Annotated in this window: 19 protein-coding genes; 16 read left to right on the top strand and 3 right to left on the bottom strand. The window is 28.5% G+C overall.

Features of this window, described 5'->3' with window-relative positions; all coding sequences use genetic code 11:
* Positions 1 to 363: 363 nt before the first annotated feature.
* The 4 genes from mprF to ACYUCG_RS04305 all read left to right on the top strand — a co-directional run bounded on the left by mprF (position 364) and on the right by ACYUCG_RS04305 (position 4921).
* Positions 364 to 2919 (top strand): bifunctional lysylphosphatidylglycerol flippase/synthetase MprF, encoded by a 2556-nt coding sequence (gene mprF, locus ACYUCG_RS04320; protein WP_460268181.1) that lies wholly within the window; start codon positions 364 to 366, stop codon positions 2917 to 2919.
* 188 nt (positions 2920 to 3107) lie between these two features.
* On the top strand, positions 3108 to 4079 hold the full coding sequence (locus tag ACYUCG_RS04315; protein ID WP_460268180.1) for a Gfo/Idh/MocA family protein: 972 nt from the start codon (positions 3108 to 3110) through the stop codon (positions 4077 to 4079).
* A gap of 118 nt (positions 4080 to 4197) precedes the next feature.
* A complete protein-coding gene (locus ACYUCG_RS04310; protein ID WP_460268179.1) occupies positions 4198 to 4668 on the top strand; it encodes a L,D-transpeptidase in 471 nt (156 codons plus the stop codon).
* Positions 4669 to 4714: 46 nt separating this feature from the next.
* Complete coding sequence (locus tag ACYUCG_RS04305; protein ID WP_003452114.1) at positions 4715 to 4921, top strand: heavy-metal-associated domain-containing protein; 207 nt, start codon at positions 4715 to 4717, stop codon at positions 4919 to 4921.
* 156 nt (positions 4922 to 5077) lie between these two features.
* Here ACYUCG_RS04305 and ACYUCG_RS04300 read toward each other — a convergent pair whose 3' ends face one another.
* Entirely contained in the window at positions 5078 to 5287 is a 210-nt protein-coding gene (locus ACYUCG_RS04300) for a cold-shock protein (RefSeq protein WP_060796588.1), read from the bottom strand.
* A 266-nt stretch (positions 5288 to 5553) separates the two neighbouring features.
* Between ACYUCG_RS04300 and ACYUCG_RS04295 the strand changes: the two genes are divergently transcribed.
* From ACYUCG_RS04295 to ACYUCG_RS04280, 4 genes are all read left to right on the top strand, one after another.
* Entirely contained in the window at positions 5554 to 6213 is a 660-nt protein-coding gene (locus ACYUCG_RS04295; protein WP_460268178.1) for an HAD family hydrolase, read from the top strand.
* 222 nt (positions 6214 to 6435) lie between these two features.
* Complete coding sequence (locus tag ACYUCG_RS04290; protein WP_283704456.1) at positions 6436 to 7209, top strand: YdcF family protein; 774 nt, start codon at positions 6436 to 6438, stop codon at positions 7207 to 7209.
* Positions 7210 to 7769: 560 nt separating this feature from the next.
* Complete coding sequence (mgtE, locus tag ACYUCG_RS04285) at positions 7770 to 9107, top strand: magnesium transporter (RefSeq protein WP_139933379.1); 1338 nt, start codon at positions 7770 to 7772, stop codon at positions 9105 to 9107.
* A gap of 30 nt (positions 9108 to 9137) precedes the next feature.
* Entirely contained in the window at positions 9138 to 9302 is a 165-nt protein-coding gene (locus ACYUCG_RS04280) for a hypothetical protein (protein ID WP_164818191.1), read from the top strand.
* Positions 9303 to 9347: 45 nt separating this feature from the next.
* On the opposite strand, the gene ACYUCG_RS04275 is transcribed toward ACYUCG_RS04280, so the two are convergent.
* Entirely contained in the window at positions 9348 to 10796 is a 1449-nt protein-coding gene (locus ACYUCG_RS04275) for an MFS transporter (protein ID WP_283677661.1), read from the bottom strand.
* Between the two features lie 298 nt (positions 10797 to 11094).
* Between ACYUCG_RS04275 and ACYUCG_RS04270 the strand changes: the two genes are divergently transcribed.
* From ACYUCG_RS04270 to ACYUCG_RS04235, 8 genes are all read left to right on the top strand, one after another.
* Complete coding sequence (locus ACYUCG_RS04270; protein WP_139933377.1) at positions 11095 to 11706, top strand: hypothetical protein; 612 nt, start codon at positions 11095 to 11097, stop codon at positions 11704 to 11706.
* A 62-nt stretch (positions 11707 to 11768) separates the two neighbouring features.
* On the top strand, positions 11769 to 12452 hold the full coding sequence (locus ACYUCG_RS04265) for a superoxide dismutase (protein ID WP_060796164.1): 684 nt from the start codon (positions 11769 to 11771) through the stop codon (positions 12450 to 12452).
* A gap of 231 nt (positions 12453 to 12683) precedes the next feature.
* Positions 12684 to 13541 carry a hypothetical protein gene (locus ACYUCG_RS04260; RefSeq protein ID WP_283677659.1) on the top strand — a complete coding sequence of 286 codons (858 nt, stop codon included), beginning with the start codon at positions 12684 to 12686 and terminating at the stop codon, positions 13539 to 13541.
* A gap of 159 nt (positions 13542 to 13700) precedes the next feature.
* Positions 13701 to 16706, top strand: a complete 3006-nt coding sequence (gene nagJ / locus ACYUCG_RS04255) for an O-GlcNAc hydrolase NagJ (protein WP_460268176.1) — start codon at positions 13701 to 13703, stop codon at positions 16704 to 16706.
* Positions 16707 to 17221: 515 nt separating this feature from the next.
* The gene (locus ACYUCG_RS04250; protein WP_011592237.1) at positions 17222 to 17914 is read left to right on the top strand and encodes an iron-sulfur cluster assembly scaffold protein; all 693 of its coding nucleotides are present in this window, start codon (positions 17222 to 17224) and stop codon (positions 17912 to 17914) included.
* 33 nt (positions 17915 to 17947) lie between these two features.
* The gene (locus ACYUCG_RS04245; RefSeq protein WP_003452142.1) at positions 17948 to 18949 is read left to right on the top strand and encodes a GGGtGRT protein; all 1002 of its coding nucleotides are present in this window, start codon (positions 17948 to 17950) and stop codon (positions 18947 to 18949) included.
* Between the two features lie 382 nt (positions 18950 to 19331).
* Positions 19332 to 22247 (top strand): SH3 domain-containing protein, encoded by a 2916-nt coding sequence (locus ACYUCG_RS04240; RefSeq protein ID WP_460268175.1) that lies wholly within the window; start codon positions 19332 to 19334, stop codon positions 22245 to 22247.
* Positions 22248 to 22582: 335 nt separating this feature from the next.
* Positions 22583 to 22891, top strand: a complete 309-nt coding sequence (locus tag ACYUCG_RS04235) for a hypothetical protein (protein ID WP_283682064.1) — start codon at positions 22583 to 22585, stop codon at positions 22889 to 22891.
* A gap of 20 nt (positions 22892 to 22911) precedes the next feature.
* Here ACYUCG_RS04235 and ACYUCG_RS04230 read toward each other — a convergent pair whose 3' ends face one another.
* Complete coding sequence (locus tag ACYUCG_RS04230) at positions 22912 to 24144, bottom strand: 3D domain-containing protein (RefSeq protein ID WP_283682062.1); 1233 nt, start codon at positions 24142 to 24144, stop codon at positions 22912 to 22914.
* Between the last annotated feature and the right edge of the window lie 25 nt (positions 24145 to 24169).

Raw genomic sequence — 24169 nt, 5'->3', positions numbered from 1 at the left:
TAGAATTTAAATTATTACGGAGAAGATATTACGTTAAAAAGCTGAGACTGTTCGAAGCGAAGCAAGTTTCGAAGCTTTAGTAATATCTTCGGAGTAATGATTATAAATTCTTAGCGAAATCTAGTAATTCTCGGAATATGTTTGTAAGTTTTATAAAAAGTTATTTTGATACACGTCCTTTTTTATTTATATTTAAGGTAAAAATAAGGAAAGTGAAACATTAAAGTAATATTTAACAAGTAAAATTATACAAGGGAAATAATTCTTACATTTTTGTAATGTAAATGAAATATTAATCAATGGATTATTAAGAAAGGTAAAGTGTATAATAAATTTGGATTTTAAACATGGGGAGGATAAAAGGTGAAGTTAAATATAAAGATAAGTGACAAATTAAAATTATTTTTTAAGATAGCATTCGTTTCTGTAGTAATATTATTTATAGTTAAGGAATTTACTTCAGTATTTAAAAATTTCAATTCAGAATATTTCTTTATGTATAGAAATAAATTAGATTTTTTAAACCTATTAATAATTGCAGTATTAGGTATAATTTCTTATATTCCTTTATCTTTCTATGATTTTATTTTAAAGAGAAAAGTTGGAATAAGATTAAGGAATAGGAAACTATATAAGTATTCTTGGATAGCAAGTTCAATTGCAAGTTTACTTGGATTTGGAGGAGCTACATCCTTAGCCTTTAAACAGTATTTTTATGGTGATTATGTAAATGATAAAAAGAAATTATTGAAAGAAATTGGTAAAATAGTAGCCTTAAATTTAACAGGCTTATCAATAGTTTGCTGTACATATATGGGGATTCAAATATCTTCATGGAATAACTTAGGTATAATAAAATATGCTATAGGAATAATAGCTTTATATGCACCAGGATTTATAATTTATTCAGCTTATAAATATAGCAAAACAAGTGATAAGTTAGAGTTTTTCAGTACCTTAGGTATTATATTCATATCATTTTTAGAGTGGATTACAACAATAATTTTAATTTATGCTACTTTAAGAATAACAGGAGCATCAATAAGTGTTATAACTTTCTTACCAATATATATTGAAGCAGCTGTTGTGGGAATGATTAGTATGATTCCAGGGGGAATTGGTACCTTTGACTTAACTTTTATGACTGGATTAGAAGTATTAGGTATTCCTATAGAACAAACTCTATTAGTTATAATACTTTACAGAATAAGTTATTACATAGTTCCAGCTCTTATAGGTGTATTACTTTTTGTCCATGATTTCGGTGGGAAAATAAATAAAAAGTTTAATGGATTGCCTTATGAGATAGTATCTAAGGTGGCTTATAAGATAGTAGTAGCTTTAGTATTTATATCAGGAGCTATTATAGTTTTATCAAATATAGCACCTCAATATTTATTAAAGATAAAATTATTAAAAGAAATTTTAGGCAAACAGGTATTAGGCTTATCAATTGGAATGAGCGTAGTACTAGGATTTTTAATAATGCTTGCAGCTCTTATGCTAAAATATAGGGCTAAAAGTATTTACAAAGCAAGTATGGTTTTATTTATATTAGGAATAATATTATCCTTAACAAAGGGAATTAATCCTTATGAATTAGTGTTTTTAATTATTGTAGCTTACCTTTTATATTTAAGTAAGAGAATGTTCTACAGGGATAGTTTTGTTGTAAGTTGTAAAAATACCTTAATAGATTCAGGTATATTAATTGCATCTTTTTCAATTTATTTCTTTATTTTAATTACCTTTGGAACACATCTTAAATATGTAGGAATAGTCCGTAAAATGCCTTATAAGATGGCATATAAATTTGGATTTATAGCCTTTGCTTTAGTAACTGTAATATATGTAGCTATTTACTTTTTTAATATAAGAAGAAAAATTCCTGTTAAGACCTTTGATCAATGTAGCGAATATGTAGAAAAGATAATAGAAGAATACAAGGGTGATTCCCTAACTCATTTAGTATTTTTAAAGGACAAGTATATTTATTTAAATGAAGATAAGGACATTTTCATTCAATATGAAGTCTATGGAGATAAGCTTTTTGTTTTAGGAAATCCTGTGGGAAATAATGAAAATCTATTTAGGGAAATAGAAAAGTTTTGTGAGTATGCTGATAACTATGGTTACACACCAGTTTTTTATCAGGTTAATGATGAAATGATAAGTTACCTTCACTCTAATGGATATGATTTTATGAAAATTGGAGAAGAAGCTAAGGTTGATGTAAAAGAATTTAAAGTTGTAGGAAATAAAATGAAGAGCTTAAAAACTTCAAGAAGTAAGGTTACTAAGGAAGGTTATACTTTCCACATGGTTGAACCACCTTTTTCAAAGGAATTTCTAGATTCTTTAAGAGAAATATCAGATGAATGGTTGGATGGAAGAAAAGAAAAAGGATTTTCAGTGGGATTCTTTGATGAAGATTATTTAAATAAAGCTCCTATAGCTATTTTAAAGGATAGAGAGGGAGAAATAAAAGCCTTTGCTAATATAATGTATATGTATGATGATGAAAGCTTTTCAGTGGATTTAATGAGATTTAGTAAAAATACTCCAAGGGGAGTTATGGATTTTATGTTCATAAATTTAATTGAGTATGGAAAAGAAAAGGGATATGAAATATTCAATATGGGAATGGCTCCTTTAGCCAATGTTGGTTTATCTAAATATGCTTTTTGGAATGAAAAATTAGCCCTTCAATTCTATGAGAATGGACAAGCGCTTTACTCCTTTAAAGGATTAAGACGTTTTAAAGAGAAGTTTAGTCATAATTGGGAGTATAAATATATTGCTTACAGAAGAAATACATCCATACTAATAACGGTAATACAAGCAGCTATAGTTTGCTCAAGAAACAGAAATGTAGATGAAAGTATAGTTGTAAGAAACTTAAAAAGCTTAATTAAATAAAAGTTATATTTTAATAGGGTGTATAGTGAGATTTCTATTTATACAAAACTTAATTAAGAATAAAATATATGATTTTAAAAGGACCTAAAATTGGTCCTTTTAATTTTTAAATAACTTTTGCTTTAAGTGGATTATTAGTTTAAAATAAGCTTAAATAATATACTTTATATTAAAGAGGAGCTGAGAATATGAAAAAACTTAAATGGGGAATATTAGGACCAGGAAATATAGCTAGAGATTTTGCACAGGCTTTAAATAGGGTTAATGGAGAGGTTTATGCAGTAGCTTCTAGAAATAAGGAAAGAGCAGAACAATTTGCAAGAGAAAATAATGTTAAGAAAGCTTATGGAAGCTATGATGAGATTATAAAAGACAAGGATATAGATGTAGTGTATATAGCAACACCACACAGTAATCATTATGAGTACATTATAAAAAGTTTAAATAATAGTAAGCATGTTTTATGCGAAAAGGCTATAACTGTGAATGAAAAAGAGTTAGAAGAAGCTTTAAAAATAGCAAGAGAGAAAAATTTAGTTTTAGAAGAAGCAATGACTTTATTTCATATGCCCTTATATGAAAAGGTTATAAAGAAAATAAATAAGGAAGACTTAGGAAAAGTGAATATGGTTCAAGTTTCCTTTGGAAGCTTCAAGGAATATGATGAAAATAACAGATTCTTTAATCTTGATTTAGCTGGAGGAGCACTTTTAGATATTGGAACTTATGCCTTATCCTTTGCAAGATACTTCTTATCTAGTATGCCAGATGAAATCTTAAGTACAGTTAAGAAAGCTAAAACTGGTGTAGATGAGCAGTCAGGAATAATATTAAAGACAAAGGAATATGAAATTGCAACTATATCCCTAGCATTTAGATCTAAAATGCCTAAGAGAGGAATTGTTTCTTGTGACAATGGGTTTATAACAATTGATAATTTCCCAAGAGCTAATAAGGCAACTATAAACTACTTAGATGGTACAGTAGAAGTTATAGAGTGTGGAGAAGAGGAAAAGGCCTTAGATTACGAAGTTATCTTTATGGAATCTAGAATAAATGAAAATAAAGAATCTAATAGCCTAGAGTTAACTTATGATGTTACAAAAATTATGAATAAGGTTAGAAAAGATTGGGGAATTGTTTATCCCTTTGAAAAATAATTAAAGTTTTATGAAAGATTTAAGCTTTGTAATATCTTTAATATTAAAAAATAATATATGAAATTAAAAGTCACCTAAGGAGTATAATATAGTATTAATATTTCTTAGGTGATTTAATTTGGATGTTAATGCTTTAAAAAAATATAAATCTTTAAATTATACAAATTTTAATAGTGATATGGATTCCTTTGTTAATTCAAATAATCTAGAAAGTAGCACTGAGTATCTTTTAGTAACTAATTTAAAAACTAAATATACTTATATTTATAAGAAGTCTAATAATAAGTGGATAAGAATGTATAAATGGATTAGCACAGTAGGTAAGCCTTCTACACCTACTAGAAAAGGGATTTTTTTTATTAATGGAAGAAAGGCAGGATTTTCTGGAGCAGATTATTCAGTAAAGTATGCTACAAGGATAGTGGATGGCTATTATTATCACTCAATATTATATGATAAGACTGGAAAGTATATAAAGGATGGTAGGCTTGGTGAGGCACTAAGTCATGGATGTATTAGGCTTAATCCAGATAATGCTAAATGGATATATGATAATATACCAGATAATACTACGGTTTTAATAGCGTAGATTACACATACTATTTTTGAACATTACTTTGAAAGGAGAAATTAGTATGGAGAAAATTCATTGTTTAGTAGATGGATTAGGAAGTTCTACAAATAAAACTCAAGTTAAGAATGCCTTAGAAAATTTAGAGGGTGTTCAAAAGGTATGTGTAGATGTAGCTAGAGGAAGTATAGAAGTTATGTTTAATGAGCATACAAGTGAAGGTGAAATTAAAAACTGCATAGAAAACACAGGATTTTCTATAAGAAGTTAGTAATAGTTTTTAAAAGAAACTTTATTAAAAACTATAAATAAACTCTATAAAAATATTCCGAGTAAATTTGCACTAATAATTTATAGTGATTACTCGGAATATTTTATTAAAATCTTAAAACCTATTATTAACTTAATATAGTTTAAGCCTTAGTTTTTATAGCTTTTGAACATTAGTAGCCATTGGGCCTTTTTCCCCTTCAGTTATATCAAAAGAAACACTTTCACCTTCATGTAAATCTTTTTCAGGTCCTTTTTCCTTCACTTGTGATATATGTACAAATACATCATCACCTTCATCACAAGAAATAAAGCCATATCCTTTCTCTTGATTAAACCATTTTACTATTCCAGTTCTACTACTCATAAATACATCTCCTTAAATAAAAAAAGTTTAAACACTAATAGTATTTCATATAATAGTAAATTTAAACATATTTCTTTTATAATTTTAAGAGAATCTTAAATGAATTTTTTGGAATATTTATTGAAATTTAGTTTAAATTTAAGTAGAAGTATAATTTAAAACTTTCAGGTTTATAACTTTAAGTACAAAAGTGATTTTTTAGAAAAAGTTTATTAAGGCTATTACCAGATGTTATAATGATAAAAAATGGTATTTTAGGAGGAGTTATGGATTGTAAAGGGGTTATTTTTGATTTTAATGGAACTCTTTTCTGGGATTCAGAAAAGCATGATATTGCTTGGAGAGAATTTTCAAAAGAGATAAGAGGTAGAGAACTTAATGAAGAGGAATTTAAAACCAAGGTACATGGAAGAACAAACAAACTTATTTTAGAGTATATTATTGGAGAAGATTGTGAAGAAAGTAGAATAGATGAACTTTCTAAAGAAAAGGAAAGACTTTATAGGAATTTATGCAAGGAGGACAAGGATACCTTTAAATTAGTACCAGGAGCAGAGAAGTTTTTTGACTATTTAAAAGAAAAAGAAATTCCATTTACAATAGCAACGGCTTCTATAAAAGAAAATGTTGATTTCTTTGTTGAAAGTTTTAATTTAAGAAAATGGTTTGAAATTGATAAAATAGCCTTTGATGATGGAAATACAAAGAGTAAACCAGACCCAGATATTTATTTAAAGGCAGCAAAACTTTTGGAGGTGGATATTAAGGAGTGTATAGTTTTTGAAGATGCTATTTCAGGGATAAAGTCTGCAAGTAATGCTGGAGTAAAAGAAATAATTGTTATTGATAGATTAGGAAAAAAAGAATCCTTCAAGGAAATAAAGGGCGTAAAGAGAATAATTAAGGATTTTAATGAGCTTTTATAATTAATTATTATTAAAATAATTAATATATTAAGAGAGCATGTATAAAAACCACTTTTAATAAGACTTACAGACATATTGGAAGAATTATTAGATTTTTTCTTCATACTGTTTGTAAGTTTTATTATTAATTTTTAATATATGCTTTTGTAATATTATTGTATATAGTTTATTGGAAAGTTTTGATAAAATTTTTATATTAAGAACTGGAGAAAGGAGATCAATTTGAAGAGTTTAGTTATTAAGTTTATTTCGATTTTTATAGGAATAATATTCATAGCATATTACATCTTAGTTAATGCTTTAACTGGAAAGACAACTTTTAGTTTTTTTTACTTAATATTAGGCATAGGTATTATATTATACACTCTTTTAATAAATAAACTTTTAAAATTACAGTGGTTTAAAAAGGTGTACAAGCCTATGAAGATTTTAGCCCTTATATGCATAAGTATATTTATAATAGTGGAGGGAGCAATAATTTTCTATCCTAAAAAATCCTTAAAGCCTTGTGATTATATAGTTGTTTTAGGGGCTGGAATAAGAGGAGAAAATTTAACTGCCACATTAAAAGACAGATTAGATAAGACCGTAGAATATTTAGAGAAAACTGGATACAATGGAGAGATTATAGTATCAGGTGGACAAGGTCCTGGGGAAAGTATAACTGAGGCTGAAGCAATGACAAAATATCTAGTGGAAAATGGGGTGCCAAAGGATAAAATTGTACTTGAAAATAAAGCAACTAGTACATATGAAAATCTAAATTATTCTAAGAAAATCATAGAAAACTTAAGTGGAAAGCCTATAAAAGACTTAGATATTTTAGTTATTACCACAGATTTTCATGCTATGAGAAGTAATCTTTTAGCCAAAAGAAATGGATATGATAATGTTGATTTATATACAAGTAAAACTCAGTGGTATTTAGTACCCTCTATGTATGCAAGAGAATTTTTTGCCTTTGGTAAATCATACCTCATTGATAAGAGCATTTAATTTTCATAAATATTTAAACTTTAATTGCTTAATTTAAATTAGGCATGAGTTAGGATTAAAATTTAGAATATAGGATTAAAATGAAAAGCAGATTAGAAAAAACTAATCTGCTTTTTTATTTGCATGTAGTTATATGAATAAAATGTAAAAGGAGAATCACAACACAAAGAAACAAATTACAGGTTATATAGTTTAAGAATATTCATAGAAGGTACTACATGCTTGTGTAAAATAAGAAAAAGTGAGGTTAAAAATTACTAAATTATAATTTTTATTATTATATATTTATGAACTATTTTTATGGAATATTACAAAATATAAAAAAACTATGAAAATTTTTATTTACAAATTGTTTAAAAATACTTAATATAATATATAGAAATAATATTTTGAGATTTTTATTGCACTTTGGAGGTGGTATGAATGGAAAGCGTTCCCCCTAGTAGGAACTTAAGATTAAAATTAAAAATAAGAGGAATGGTACATTTATATACCTTTAATGAGCAAATTACAATATAGGTAGTTATCATTCCTCTTATTTAAGGAAAAGAGGAAATGATATGAATAAAAGAATAACAAAAGAAAAGTTAAAGGATATTTTAGCTAAATATCCAACTAACAAATTTGATTCTCTAGATGATATACATCCAGCTGATATAGTTGATTTATTAGAAGAGAATGAGGAAAATATTAAGCTTATAAAGAAACTTCCAGAAAATATGATTGCAGATATTATAGATTTTGCGAAGGATGATGATAAGGTAAATATATTAAAAAGTTTACCTGAAGAAAAGAAGAAGAAAGTTTTAAATTTAATAGCTTCAGATGAACTTACAGACTTGATGGCAAATCTAGATCGTGAAGAAACTAGTAAATTACTTTCAAGTATGCCAGTTCAAGATGCCAAGGATTTAAGAAAATTATTAACATATGCACCAGATACAGCTGGTGGTGTTATGGCCACAGAGTTTATTTCTATAAAGGATACTATGAGTGTAAAAGAAACCTTGGAGTATCTTCAACTAGAAGCTCCAAAGGCTGAATCAGCTTATTACATATATGTGGTTGATGACTTAGGAATATTACAAGGGGTAGTTTCTTTAAGAGAACTTGTAATAAGTAAGTTTGACGAAAAAATTTCAGAGATTGTGAATAAAAACGTCATAAGTGTTCCTTTTGATATGGACCAAGAAGAGGTTGCAAATATATTTGATAAATATGGACTTTTAACAATACCAGTTGTTGATTATAAAGATATGCTTTTAGGTATAATAACAATTGATGATGTTATTGAAATTATAAAAGAAGAAACAACTGAGGATATACATCGTCTAGGTGGTGTAGATGGAGAAGAAAAAGTTGATAGTACTGTAAAAGAATCTGTAAAAAGTAGATTGCCATGGTTATTTGTTAACCTAATAACTGCTTTCTTAGCTTCTGCTACTGTTGGACTTTTTGAAGGAACTATTAGTAAGGTTGTAATTTTAGCTACATTTATGCCTATTGTTGCAGGTATGGGTGGAAATGGAGGAACTCAAACCTTAACAATTATAGTAAGAGGTATAGCATTAGGAGAATTAACTTTTAAAAATGCAAAGAGAATTTTCTTTAAGGAAATTGGAGTTGGTATTTTAACAGGAGCTGCCACTGGATTAGTAACTGCAATAGTTGCTGTTTTCTGGTCAGGAAAACCTGCAATTGGAATAGTAATAGGATTAGCTATGATATTAAATATGACTGCTGCTACTTTTGCAGGATATTTAGTACCAGTTGTTTTAAAAAAATTAAAAGTAGACCCAGCTTTAGCTTCTGCTGTTTTTGTTACAACAGTAACTGATGTATGTGGATTTTTCTTCTTCTTAGGTTTAGGAACTTTATTCTTACCATATTTAACTTAGATTATTATTTTTATTAAGAGGGTGGAATTAATGAAGAAGAGTTTTAGAAGTAAAAACATTTTATTAGTGATAATTTTAGCACTTTTAGTATTTGTAGGAGGCAATATTTATTTTAGCAATCCTGACAATTTAGCAAGATTAGAAGTTGGAAATAATCCTCAAGGAATAATGAGTATACAAGAAAGTAATAACTAAAAAAACTCTCAATTAAGATTTACGTCTTAATTGAGAGTTTTTTAGTTATTTTTTTATTTTTTTAGATTGAATATATTCAATTATAGAAATTATAAATCCAACAAAACATAAAATAGCAACAAGAATATAGACAAATCTCATTCCAGAAATAAATATATCAGGTTTTCCAGGAATTGATCCTAAAACTCTAAAACCAGCTAAATTACTCATTTTTGCATATAAAATAGAGGTTGAAGCTGATACTCCAAAGGCAAGACCTAAATTTCTTATTAGGGCATTAGTACCTCCTGCTATTCCAAGTTTATCCTTAGGAACAGAGGACATTATAAGGTTTGTATTTGGAGATTGGAATAATCCGTTTGAAAAACCTAATAAAGATAACATAAGGAATATTGCTGTTTCACTTGAATTACCATTTAATGATGATAATAGAATCATTGAAACTCCTGTTAAGAATAATCCTATTAAAGTAAGTATTTTACTTCCTATTTTATCTGATAATGTTCCACTAAGAGGCGCAACAACAAATAATACAATTGGATAAGCTGTCATTATAACTGAAATTTTTCCAGGACTATATCCTAAAATATCATTTAAGTAAAATGGTTGAATAACATTAATTGTATTTATTGCAGCAAAGGAAATAAATGCACATATTAAACTTACAGAGAATATTGGCTTTTTAAATAAACTTAAATGAAGCATAGGATTTTTTGTCTTGTTTTCAAAGGTTAAGAAGAAAGCAAGAATAATAAGTCCAATTATTAATCCTAGGATTACATATATGCTAGTAAAGCCTAAATGTTGGCTAATTAATATTGATGTAAATATAAGAATTGTAGCAATAAAAAACATTACTGCTCCAGGTTTATCCATTGACTCAGATTCCTTAGGAATTCTTATTGGTAGATATTTTTTAGCGAATATGTAGCATATTATACCTATAGGTACATTTATTAAGAAAATATAGTGCCAAGTAAAGTATGTAACTATGAAGCCACCTAATGCAGGTCCTAATATAGAACCTAAGGCAACAAAGGAACCAGATATACCTAGAGCTTTTCCTCTTTCCTTAGGAGGGAAAACGTCTGTTATAATACCTTGGTTAGTTGCCATTAACATAGCAGCACCAACAGCTTGCACAACCCTAGATAACACTAAAATAGGAAGTGATGGAGATATTCCACAAAGTAAAGATCCAAGAACAAATACTAAAATTCCTTTTATAAATACTGAACTTTTTGAATGCATATCTCCTAATCTACCAAAGATTAAAATAGATGCAGAAATTATTATTAAATATGAACTTACAATCCATTCAGTTCCAGCCATAGTTGCCCCTAGTTCTCTTTGAAGAATTGGAAGAGCTACATTAACTATGCTACTATCTAAACATGCCATGAATGGTTGCATTACTAATACTGCTAATATAAACCATCTGTTTTTATATACTAAATCACTTGTAATGTTAGAGTTTTCATTAGCATTATTCACCTAATCATCTCCTTTATTAAATTTCTGTTAAGTATTGACTATACAATTATAAAACGACAAAATTTTATTGTCAAAATTGAAAAATCTTTCATTTTCTTTGTGTAAACGTTTCTCATAAATTGAAAAATATTAAATTTCTAATAATTACTTTCTTTATTAAAAGTTGACTTTAATTAAATTAAGCTTACCTAAAAATATTGTTTTAATTTGGAAGAGGGAAATATTATATATTATTATTTAGATAAAAGTGTTAGAATGGATGTAAAGGAAATAAGTTACAGAATAGGAGGAGCTAAATATGCTTAAAGTATTTTTTTCTTTTAAGAAACATTTTATAGAACATAAGCTATTGATTCTTTCAGTGGTTCTTTCTCTATTCATGTCTAGCATATTAAAATGGAGTTTCTTTAAATATATAGTTGGTATATTATCTTTTTGTATGATCATGTTAGATTACAAAGAGAATTTAGAAAATTTCTTTAAAAGCAAAAATTTAATATATAAAAAGTATATAAAGAATATATTTTATTTAGTTGATAGTTTAATTATAGGATTTATAATCAATGAAATATTTTGGATATTTACTAAAGATGAAATTTTTCAATTTAAAGAAGGGGTCTTAAAGAGCACATTAATAACAACAATAAGTATAATAGCAATTGTTAATATTGTTTATGCACTTTTGTTAGAAAAATTAGATTTTGAAGATATAAAGTGGATAAATATCGTGATAACTTTATTTATAATGAATAGTAATATTATTAATGGAACAATAAATAGTTTATACATAATTCAAAGTAAAGATGGATTAAATTTAATTATTACTTTAACAATTGTTTTAGGTATATTTTTTATTAGCTATTATATATTTAAAACTTTGATTTTACAAAGTATTAAATTAAAAAAATAAATATAAAAATAGGTATTGGGAAGAATAATAATAAATTATTTCAAATATGAGGAGGTAAAAAAATGAAAAATAATTTTTTAAAACACAAAAAAAGTCCATTAATGTATCCAGCTTATACAGGTTCATCTTCAACTAAGGGGGAAGGTTTTAAATTAAAACCTTTAGATTATCCTTATGATGCTTTAGAGCCATCAATAGATCAAGAAACAGTGAAAATTCACCATGATAAACACCAACAAGCTTATGTAGATAAATTAAACAAAGCTTTAGAAAAACATCCTGAACTTTATGGAAAAAGCCTATATGATATTTTAAGCAATTTAGATGATATGCCAGAGGATATTATGGCTGACTTAGTAAATCAAGGTGGTGGAGTTTACAATCATGAATTCTACTGGAGTATTTTAGGAAAAGGCTGTAATAGACCAGTTGCTGAAATAGCAGATGCTATAGATAGAGATTTTGGTTCTTTTGAAGAATTCAAAGAGAAATTTAAACAATGTGGAATCTCTACTTTTGGTTCTGGTTGGGCATGGTTAGTTAGTGATAAAGATGGAAATTTAGAAATTATGTCAACTAAGGATCAATCATCTCCTATTTCTTTAGGATTAATTCCTATATTAACAATGGATGTTTGGGAACATGCTTATTATTTAAAATATCAAAATAGACGTCCAGAATATATAGATTATTTCTTTGATATTATAAACTGGAAAAAGTGTGAAGAATATTATAACAATAGATAATAGAAAAATATTATAAAATATATAGTAAATCATAGAAAGAGCGTGTATTAAAATAAGTTTTATTAAAAAATTGTTTTGGTACACCTCTTTTTTAAATATTAAATGGTAATATTTGTAAAAATAGTGTAGTATACATATTATGTGAAGGGTAAATTTAAAATTATACTTATGGAAAAAATATATTAGGTTTTTAATAAAAAGAGCTTAATTATTAGAAATAGGGGGAGAATTATGACACATTATAAGTCTATGAAGAAAGAGAATTCTATTGAGGAAGAAATCATAGATGTAACTGGGCAACTTACAAATGAGTTAGAGGTTAATGCTAAAGATATTGTAAATTATGAGATAATTTCAGAAGCTAATGGAGAATTAAGAGAAATAGTAAATACTGAAATTTTAAAAAGTGATGAGTTAGAAATAGCTGTTGATAGAAATTTTCCTAATATAGTTCAATATAAAATAGGAGATAAATTTATTAAGGGAGCAAGTAAATCAAGAGATGATTTCTTAATAAACGGCAATATATTTAAACCTAAAGTAACTTCGGAAAAAATTTCTGATGATTTTGAAGGGGAATATTATTTATATAGGTTAAATTTTGAAGGTATAAATATAGATATGACCATAACTTTTAAAATAATTGAAAATAGTGTAAAAATTCAGTTTGAGGAAATAAATGAAAATGGAGAATTTAAAGTTGTAAAAATACAAATTCCAAATCATAATCTTGTAAGCATAAATGAAAAAGAAAATTCAGATATTACTACAGAAAGTGTTCGTGGAATATTAAATTCTGATGATTACTTCTATGATTTAAGAGAAAAAAAAGTAGATAAAAATCCAGTCAATCAGACTATTGCATTTTTAGATAATGGAGGATTAATTGCATCTTTAGAAAATAACGTACTTGATTATGAAAAACAAGTATATTATCAAACAACTTTAAATAAAGGAATTAAAGAAGTAGGTCTTTGGAATGGAGCATGGACATATAGAGAGCAATTAAGTAATTCAGAAGAAGGAGTTTTTAGTGGAATAACTGAACTACCTTGGTCAAGAATTGTAATTTCAGGAGATAAAAATTAATTGAAATTGTGAATTTTCAAGCAAAAAAATATTGAGTTTAAGAATATCAATATAATGGAATGGATAGAAGTGAATATACTTACAATTTTTTAAAATATTTACATAACTTGTAAATAGTATTATAATTAAAATGTGAATATTTTGAAGTAGGAGGGGACTATGAAAAGAAAAATGCTTAAAAGATTATTAACTTCAGCTTTTGCTTGTATGTTTATTGCAAACGGCTTAATAACTACTACTGTAAGAGCTGTAGGTCCTAAAACTGGGGAGGAAAACCAGATTTTAGTTCCAAATTTAAATCCAACACCAGAAAATTTAGAGGTTGTAGGAGATGGATTTAAGATAACTTCTTCTATAAATTTAGTTGGTGAAGAAGAAGCAGATGAGAATGCAGTAAATGCTTTAAGGGAATTCTTAACTGCAAACAACATAGAAATAAATAGTGAAAATGATCCAAATTCAACTACCCTTATAATAGGTGAGGTTGATGACAATATTCCTGAGTTAGATCAAGCTTTAAATGGAACTACAGCAGAAAATTTAAAGGAAGAGGGGTATGCTTTAGTTTCAAATGATGGGAAAATAGCTATTGAAGGTAAAGATGGAGATGGAACTTTCTATGGAGTTCAAACATTTAAACAATTAGTTAAGGAATCTAATATACCAGAAGTAAATATAACTGATTATCCAACAGTTAGCGCTAGAGGTATTGTAGAAGGTTTTTATGGAACTCCTTGGACACATCAAGATAGACTAGATCAAATTAAATTTTATGGTGAAAATAAATTAAACACATATATTTATGCTCCTAAAGATGATCCATATCACAGAGAAAAATGGAGAGATCCATATCCAAAAAGTGAAATGCAAAGAATGCAAGAACTTATAGATGCTTCTGCTGAAAATAAGGTTGATTTTGTTTTCGGTATTTCTCCAGGAATAGATATAAGATTTGATGGAGAAGCAGGGGAAGAAGATTTTAAGCATTTAATAACAAAGGCAGAATCTTTATATAACATGGGTGTAAGAAGTTTTGCAATATATTGGGATGATATTCAAGATAAGAGTGCAGCTAAACATGCTCAAGTTTTAAATAGATTTAACGAAGAGTTTGTAAAGGCTAAGGGAGATGTAAAACCATTAATAACAGTTCCAACAGAATATGATACTGGAGCTATGGTAAGTAATGGACAACCTAGAGCCTATACTAGAATTTTTGCAGAAACTGTTGATCCTAGTATAGAAGTTATGTGGACTGGTCCTGGAGTTGTTACAAATGAAATTCCTTTAAGTGATGCACAACTTATAAGTGGAATATACAATAGAAATATGGCAGTATGGTGGAATTATCCAGTAACAGATTATTTTAAAGGTAAACTTGCCTTAGGACCAATGCATGGATTAGATAAAGGATTAAATCAATATGTAGATTTCTTTACTGTAAACCCTATGGAACATGCTGAGCTTTCAAAGATATCAATACACACAGCTGCGGACTATAGCTGGAATATGGATAACTATGATTATGATAAGGCTTGGAATAGAGCAATTGATATGCTTTATGGTGATTTAGCAGAAGATATGAAGGTGTTTGCAAACCATTCAACAAGAATGGACAATAAAACTTGGGCTAAATCAGGAAGAGAAGATGCTCCAGAGCTTAGAGCAAAAATGGATGAGTTGTGGAATAAGTTATCTTCTAAAGAAGATGCAAGTGCTCTTATAGAAGAGTTATATGGAGAGTTTGCAAGAATGGAAGAAGCTTGTAATAATCTAAAGGCAAATTTACCTGAAGTTGCTTTAGAAGAATGCTCAAGACAACTTGATGAACTTATTACTTTAGCTCAAGGGGATAAAGCTTCATTAGATATGATTGTAGCTCAATTAAATGAAGATACAGAGGCTTATGAAAGTGCTAAAGAAATTGCACAAAATAAATTAAATACAGCCTTAAGTAGCTTTGCAGTTATATCTGAAAAGGTTGCTCAATCATTTATACAAGAAGCTTTAAGTTTTGATTTAACATTAATAAATCCAAGAACAGTAAAGATAACAGCTTCATCTGAAGAGACTTCAGGGGAAAATGCACCAGCTTCCTTTGCTTCAGATGGTGATATGAACACTTTCTGGCATAGTAAATGGTCAGCACCTGCTCATGGAGGTCCTCATTATTTAACTTTAGAATTAGATAATGTATATGAAATAAATAAAGTTAAATATGCTCCAAGACAAGATAGTAAAAATGGAAGAATAACAGGGTATAAAGTATCTGTTAGTTTAGATGGAGAAAACTTTACAGAAGTTAAAACTGGAACTTTAGAAGATAATGCAGCTATTAAATTTATAGAATTTGATAGTGTTGATGCTAAATATGTAAGATTAGATGTTACAGATAGTGTTTCAGATCAAGCAAATGGTAGAGGAAAATTTGCTACTGCTGCAGAGGTTAATGTTCATGAAAAGTTAAAAGAAAATGCTGAGGTAACAGGAAGTGTATCTCTTGAAGCTTTAGAGGAAGTTCAAGTTGGAGAAAACTTAGAAGTTGGAGTGGGTATAGACGAATTAGTAAATGCAGAAGCTTTTGCTTATGATTTTACACTAAATTATGATGAAAATGCCTTTGAATATGTAGAAACAATTTCTGATGATGGAGTGTTTGTAAATGCTAAGAAAATAGAAGATGGAAAGGTTAGAGTGCTTGTAAGTTCTTTAACTGGAGAACCATTGCCAGCTAAAGAAGTTTTAGCAAAAGTTGTTTTAAGAGCAGAAGCTAAAACAGAAGGAAGTAATTTAAGCGTAACCAATTCAGCAGTTGGAGATGGAGAAGGAGTAGTCCATGAGATTACAGGAACTGAAAAAACAGTTAATATAATAGAAGGAACTAGTCCTGAAATTGTTGTAAATCCAGTAAGAGATTTTAAATCATCAGAAATAAATAAGAGGGATGTAACTGTAACTTGGACAGAACCAGAAACAACAGAAGGCTTAGAAGGATATATTCTTTATAAGGATGGTAAGAAGGTAGCTGAAATAGGAAAGGATGAAACTTCTTATACATTTAAAAAGTTAAATAGACACACAATTTATAACTTTAAGATTGCAGCTAAATATTCAAATGGGGAAGTTTCAAGTAAAGAAAGCTTAACTTTAAGAACTGCAAGATAGTAATACAAATTATAATATAAGGTGCACCTCATTTTGAGATGCACCTTATTAAATTACATAGAATATAAGATGAGATTTATTTTATTAAATAAAAATAGTATAAAAAATTGAAGAAAATATATTTAGTGAGATGTTTTTTGCAGAAAGAAATATTTTTTACAAAGAGATAAATTTTAAATTAGTAAAATGTGATATAAAGCACATTTTATGAATTTGTAAATTATTAGATTTTAAAATATTTATTGAAAAGGATTAATAGGTAAAAATATAATTTGTTTTGAATAATTTGGGAAAAAATATGAGAATTATTCTCAAATGTTGTAATAAAATAAAAAAATATTGAGTTTTTTTAGAAAAATTTTTAGAAATATATTGTTACATCGCCATTGTTTTGTTAAAATAGACGTGAGGGTAATTTAATATCCCATAGGGACGAAAAAAGTCCCAAGTTGTTAAGAGGAATAGATATAGTAATTTTTTTACTATAAGTTATTTTTTAGGGAGGAGAAATGAATATGATGTATTCAAGCGAAGTTCAAGAAATGTGTGTAATTGCTAAAGGTCCAAACCACGGTCCAGCACCAATCCCTGTAGAAGGTAGATGGGTTCAATCAAGAGAAATAAAAGATGTTTCAGGTTTAACTCATGGAGTTGGCTGGTGTGCACCACAACAAGGAGCATGTAAATTAACTTTAAACGTTAAAGATGGTATCATAGAAGAAGCTTTAATAGAAACTATAGGATGTTCAGGTATGACTCACTCAGCTGCTATGGCTTCAGAAATATTACCAGGAAAAACTATATTAGAGGCTTTAAACACAGACTTAGTTTGTGATGCTATAAATACTGCAATGAGAGAATTATTCCTTCAAATAGTTTATGGTAGAAGCCAAACTGCTTTCTCAGAAGGTGGACTACCAATAGGAGCAGGTCTTGAGGACTTAGGAAAAGGATTAAGATCACAAGTAGGTACTATGTACGGAACTTTAGCTAAAGGACCAAGATACCTTGAAATGGCTGAAGGATATGTAACAAAAGTAGCTTTAGATGCAGATGATCAAATCATAGGATACAGATTCGTTCACTTAGGTAGAATGATGGAAATGGTAGCTAAAGGAATGAATGCTAACGAAGCAATGGAAAAAGCTACTGGTCAATACGGAAGATTTGACGAAGCTGTTAGAACTATAGATCCAAGACACGAATAATCTATATATTCATTATTGAAGGAGGATAATAAAATGGCATTATTTGAAAGTTATGAAAGAAGAATTAACCAAATACAACCTGTATTAGAAAAGTACGGAATGGAAACAATAGAAGATGCTAAAGTAGTTTGCGAAAATTTAGGAATCGATCCTTATACAATCGTTAAAGAAACTCAACCAATAGCATTCGAAAATGCTGGATGGGCTTATACTTTAGGTGCTGCTATAGCAATCAAGAAAGGATGTAAAACTGCTGCTGATGCTGCTGAAGCTATCGGAGAAGGATTACAAGCTTTCTGTATTCCAGGATCTGTTGCTGATGACAGAAAAGTTGGATTAGGACACGGAAACTTAGGAGCTATGCTTTTAAGAGATGAAACTAAATGTTTCGCATTCTTAGCAGGACACGAATCATTCGCTGCTGCTGAAGGGGCTATCAAAATAGCTGAAAAAGCTAACAAAGTTAGAAAAGAGCCTTTAAGAGTTATATTAAACGGTCTTGGAAAAGATGCTGCATTCATAATTTCAAGAATCAACGGATTTACATATGTTGAAACTAAATTTGACTATGTAACTGGTAAATTAAACATCGTTAAAGAAACTCCATACTCAAACGGTCCAAGAGCTAAAGTTAAATGCTACGGTTCAGACGACGTTAGAGAAGGTGTTGCTATAATGCATCATGAGGGAGTTGACGTATCAATCACTGGTAACTCAACTAACCCAACAAGATTCCAACACCCAGTTGCTGGAACATACAAAAAAGAATGTGTTGAGCAAGGTAAGAAATACTTCTCAGTAGCATCAGGTGGTGGTACAGGAAGAACTCTTCACCCAGATAACATGGCTGCTGGTCCAGCTTCATACGGTATGACTGATACTATGGGAAGAATGCACTCAGATGCACAATTCGCAGGATCATCATCAGTTCCAGCTCACGTTGAAATGATGGGTCTTATCGGTATGGGTAACAACCCAATGGTAGGAGCTACTGTTGCAGTTGCTGTTGCTGTAGAAGAAGGAATGAACAAATAATAGATATATCAACGCTTAGCGAAGATTTAAATCTATTATAAAGTTTTAATAAATGAGTACACGTTATGTAAATTTTAAATTTGCATAACGTGTATTTTTTTATTATAAATATAACTTTTATTGAAAATGTTTTAGTATAATGAAATCTACAAAAGAATAGAAAAATTACAATTTAGTAAACAAAAATGGTGGAATTTTAAAAAGATTTGTTTTATAATTGTTGGCTAATCTTGATTTAGGAAGTATAATATTATTGGAAAGATTATGAGTAATAAGCAATAATTATAAAAAATTCATTATTTTCGTTGGAATTTATATTGGTTTATAATGGATCTTTTATAAATTAATATAAAATATTAATTATTTGTAAAAGGAGGGTAACATGAATAGAAATAGATTAAGTTGCCTTATAGTAGGTGCTGTAATTGGAGCTGGAGCAATAGCTTGTACATCAAGTACTAAGGTACATGCAAAACCAGTAAATGAACTTAAAAATATCAATGAATCTAAAGGAAATTCATTTGGAGAAATTATTTCATTAGAAGACCTAGGATTAAGAAAAGGGGCAGATTCTTCTCATGAAATAATAACTTCAATACCTAGTGGTGTCAGAGTTAATATAATAGATAAGGTATCAGATAATTGGTATAAGGTTGGTTATAAAGATTTTACAGGATATGTACAAGCTAAGGACATAAGAGTACTAGGAGATAATTTGAATCAAGATAACGTTGGTTTAATTTCTGCTAATCAATTAAATGTGAGAACTAGTCCAAATGAAAATGGTCAAGTAATTGGAACTTTACATAAGAATGATAAGGTAAGCGTTTTAGATAAATCAATTGATGGTTGGTATAAAATTGATTTTAATGGTAGAAGAGCATATGTATCTAGTAAATATGTGAATTTAATTTCATATAAAAATAATGAAATTAAGAAAGAAGTAAAAAAAGAACCAGTTGAAGGAACAGGTAAGGTTAATATAAATACAGCTTTAAATGTTAGACAAGCTGCTACTAACAATAGTAGAATTATTGGTAGCTTAAAAGGTGGAGAAAAAGTTAATATAATAAATGAAAGTAATGGATTCTATAAAATAGAGTTTAATAATTCTTATGGATATGTTTATGCTAAATATATATCAAAGGATGAAACAAATAAGAAAGACCAAGAGGTTAAAAAAGAAACTTCTAAAGTAAATCAGGAAGATGTTAAAAAGAATAACAGTGCTAAATCTAAAAAAGAAGTTAACGTTACTCCTAAAGCAGAACCAGTGGTATTGGCTGTTAGATCTATTAACAAGACAGGAATAGTAAATGTAAGTAGTTCTCTAAATGTAAGAGAAGGAGCAAGTACAAGCAGTAAAGTCATAGGAAGCTTAAGTGGGAACACAAAGGTAACAATAGTAGGAGAAGAAGGAGCATTTTATAAAATAGAATACAAAGGCTCCCATGGATATGTAGCTAAGGAATATGTTAAAGATGTTACAGAAAGTAATAATAGTAACCAAGGTACACAGACTCCAGAAAAACCAAGTACTCCTGAAACTACTAAAAAGACAGGAATAGTAAATGTAAGCAGTTCTCTAAATGTAAGAGAAAGAGCAAGTACAAGCAGTAAAGTCATAGGAAGCTTAAGTGGAAACTCAAAGGTAACAATAGTAGGAGAAGAAGGAGCATTCTATAAAATAGAGTATAAAGGCTCCCATGGATATGTRGCTAAGGAATATGTTAAAGATGTTACAGAAAGTAATAATAGTAACCAAGGCACTCAGACACCAGAAAAGCCAAGTAATCCTGAAACTACTAAAAAGACAGGAATAGTAAATGTAAGTAGCTCTTTAAATGTAAGAGAAAGAGCAAGTACAAGTAGTAAAGTCATAGGAAGCTTAAGTGGAAACTCAAAGGTAACAATAGTAGGAGAAGAAGGAGCATTTTATAAAATAGAGTATAAAGGCTCCCATGGATATGTAGCTAAGGAATACATTAAAGATGTTACAGAAAGTAATAATAGTAACCAAGGTACACAGACTCCAGAAAAACCAAGTACTCCTGAAAGTACTAAAAAGACAGGAATAGTAAATGTAAGTAGCTCTTTAAATGTAAGAGAAGGAGCAAGTACAAGTAGTAAAGTCATAGGAAGCTTAAGTGGAAATTCAAAGGTAACAATAGTAGGAGAAGAAGGAGCATTTTATAAAATAGAATACAAGGGCTCCCATGGATATGTGGCTAAGGAATATATTAAGGATATTAAAGACGAGGTAGTAACAGAACCAGAGAAACCAAGTACCCCTGAAAATAGTAAGAAAACTGGTGTTGTAACTGCATCTAAAGGATTAAATGTAAGAAAAGAAGCTAATACTTCATCTCAAATTGTTGGAATATTAAATAGTGGAGAAAGTGTTGAAATACTAGGAGAAGAAAATGGCTTCTATAAAATAAATTATAAAGGACAAGAAGCTTATGCATCTAAAAATTATATAAATATTTTTGATGGTAACTCAACTGTTAATCCAGGATTAGATATAGGAAATGCTTCAAAAACAAATTATGGAGTATCACTTAACGAATATATAAAATTACAACAAAGAAACAATCCTTCAAATTATTCATATTCAGAATTTGAGAAATATATAAATCCGGCTAAGGCTACTAATAAGCTACAATTCTTAAGAGTAGATAAATTTAGATCAGTAAATGTAAGTGGATTAAGTAGTAGATTAAATAATAAAGGGGTTTTAACAGGTCAAGGACAAGCTTTTGTAAATGCTGCTAGAGCCTTTAATATAGATCCTCTATACTTAGTTGCTCAATGTTTACACGAAACAGGTAATGGAACAAGTAAACTTGCAAAGGGTGTAACAATTACTGAAATTGCAGATGAAAGTAGACCTATATATAATGGTAATGGTCAATTAGTAGGATATCATATGATTCCACTATCTAAGCCAGTAACAGTATATAATTTATTTGGAATAGGTGCCAAGGATAATTCATCAGTTTTCCCTAATAGAGCTTTAATATTAGGAACAACATATGCTTACAATAGAGGATGGACAAGTATTGAAAATGCTATAAAAGGTGCTGCAGAATTTGTTTCATTAAATTATGTTCATAGTTCAAGATATAATCAAAATACTCTTTATAAGATGAGATATAATCCGAATGTATCAAATATATGGCATCAATATGCTACAACTCCATGGTATGCATCAAGTATTGCTGATATTATGAATAGTTATCAAGATTTATATTTAGAAAATAACTTTACATTTGATGTACCTGTATTTGAGGGATAATAAGTAGATAGATTTATGTTTTAATTAAGGAATGCTTAAAAATAAGAGTCTAAATCTTACTTAGACATTTCCTTCATATTTTCTGTAAGTTTTATTATAATACTTTGATACAAACCTTTATGATATTAATTATCATAAAGGTTTATTTGAAATTTAGATAGTATATTTATAAATAATAAGAAGCTAATCATATCAAGAATATTATTATAAAGTTATTAATAAATTTCAACATTTAATTAATTTATTAATAACTTTATAATCTTAAATAAGTAAATGAATAATTAAAACTTTTATTAAGTAAAATAATAAGGAAAGTATGTTTAGGAGTACAAAATTTGGAGGTTTTGGATTGGAAATTTATTTTTATAATAATAACTTTTGCTTTTATAGGATTAGTATGTATATTTAAAAAGTCAAAGATTGGGTTAACAGCTGCTTCAGTAGGTATTATTGGAAGTTTAATTTTATGGGGATTTTTTAAAGTTAGTATTAAGGTTAGAAATTTCTTAGATGGAGTAGGTTTAAGTTTTAAAGATCTATTAAACTTTTTATTTGTAGTTATTACTGCAATAATAGCATTTTTAGTTATTTTTCTTTTTTTAAAAGTATTTAATAATTTTGGAAGTAAAATAAGAAAAAGATAAGACGAAAAGTCTTATCTTTTTTACCATTCACCAGGATAAGCAACTATGTGCAATGTAACTTGACGTCTTCCCCAAGATATACATTCATCATGAGAGTTCATGTAAAGATCAATAATATTTCCTTTTATAACTCCACCTGTATCTGATGCTATAGCATAACCATAACCAGGGATGTACACTTTTGATCCTAATGGAATTACACTAGGGTCAACTGCTATTGTACTTATTCCACCGGGGTCTCTTACAGGTTTAAGGCCCATAGCTGTTAATGTTCCTCCGCTATATGCAGTGGCTTCCATAGAAAGTGTTTTCTTATATTTGCCATCGCTACTAGGTTGGCTAGAACTATTATTACTGCTAGTATTATTTGAAGAGTTAGCAGCATTATTTTTAGCAGCTTCTTCTGCTTTCTTAGCTTCTTCAGCTTTTAATGATTCAATTTTATTTTTAGCAGCTTGTACAGAATTATTAGCTGCATCTCTAACTGAATCAATATTAAGTTGTGGTATTAATTGATTCAATGTGCTAACTGCACTTTCAAGTTCATTAATTGATGAAGATGAATTTATAACTGAAACTGAATGAGATATTAAAGACATTTCATTTTCTTTAATTACCTCTAAAACAGCCTCTTTTTGTCTGTTTAATTCATCAATTTTCTTTTGTTCCTCAAGTTTTTTGCTATCTAAAGTTTTAAGAGATTCCTCGGTTGAAGCTTTCAATTCTTTAAGTTCAGCTTGATCTCTCTCTAATTTTTTAATATCACTATTAAGAGAATCTTTTTGCTCATCTAAACTTTTTATAAGATTTTTATCTAAAGCTGCAACTCTTGCTAAAGCGTCTAATCTTGTTATTAAATCTGATAAGTCTTCAGATTTAAGTAAAAAAACTATTGGATTCATAGAATCCTTGCTTTTATACATGGCACGCATTCTTTTACCTAAAACAGATTGTTTTTCATCTATTTCAGTTTTTAAAGTACTTACTTTACTTTCTGTTTCTTTTAAACTTTCTTCTGTATCTTTCATTTTAGCTTTATTATCTGCTAACTTAGCATTTAATTCTTCGATTTCATTATTAAGTTTTGACACTTGAGAGTTAAGTGAAATAACTTCATTATCTAATTGTGAATATTTTACTTTGTTCTCCTGTATAGTAGATTTCTTATCATTTACTGTATCAGCAAAAACTACATGAGTAGCTGAAATACTAATTGCCATAGCAATTAACGCTGATAAAATTCTTTTTTGCATAAACTACACTCCTTTAGTTAAACTG

It is taken from the genome of Clostridium sp. CTA-17 (assembly GCF_054767895.1).
The sequence above is the reverse complement of the archived record's forward strand: the minus strand, read 5'-3'. Positions and strand labels throughout refer to the sequence as shown.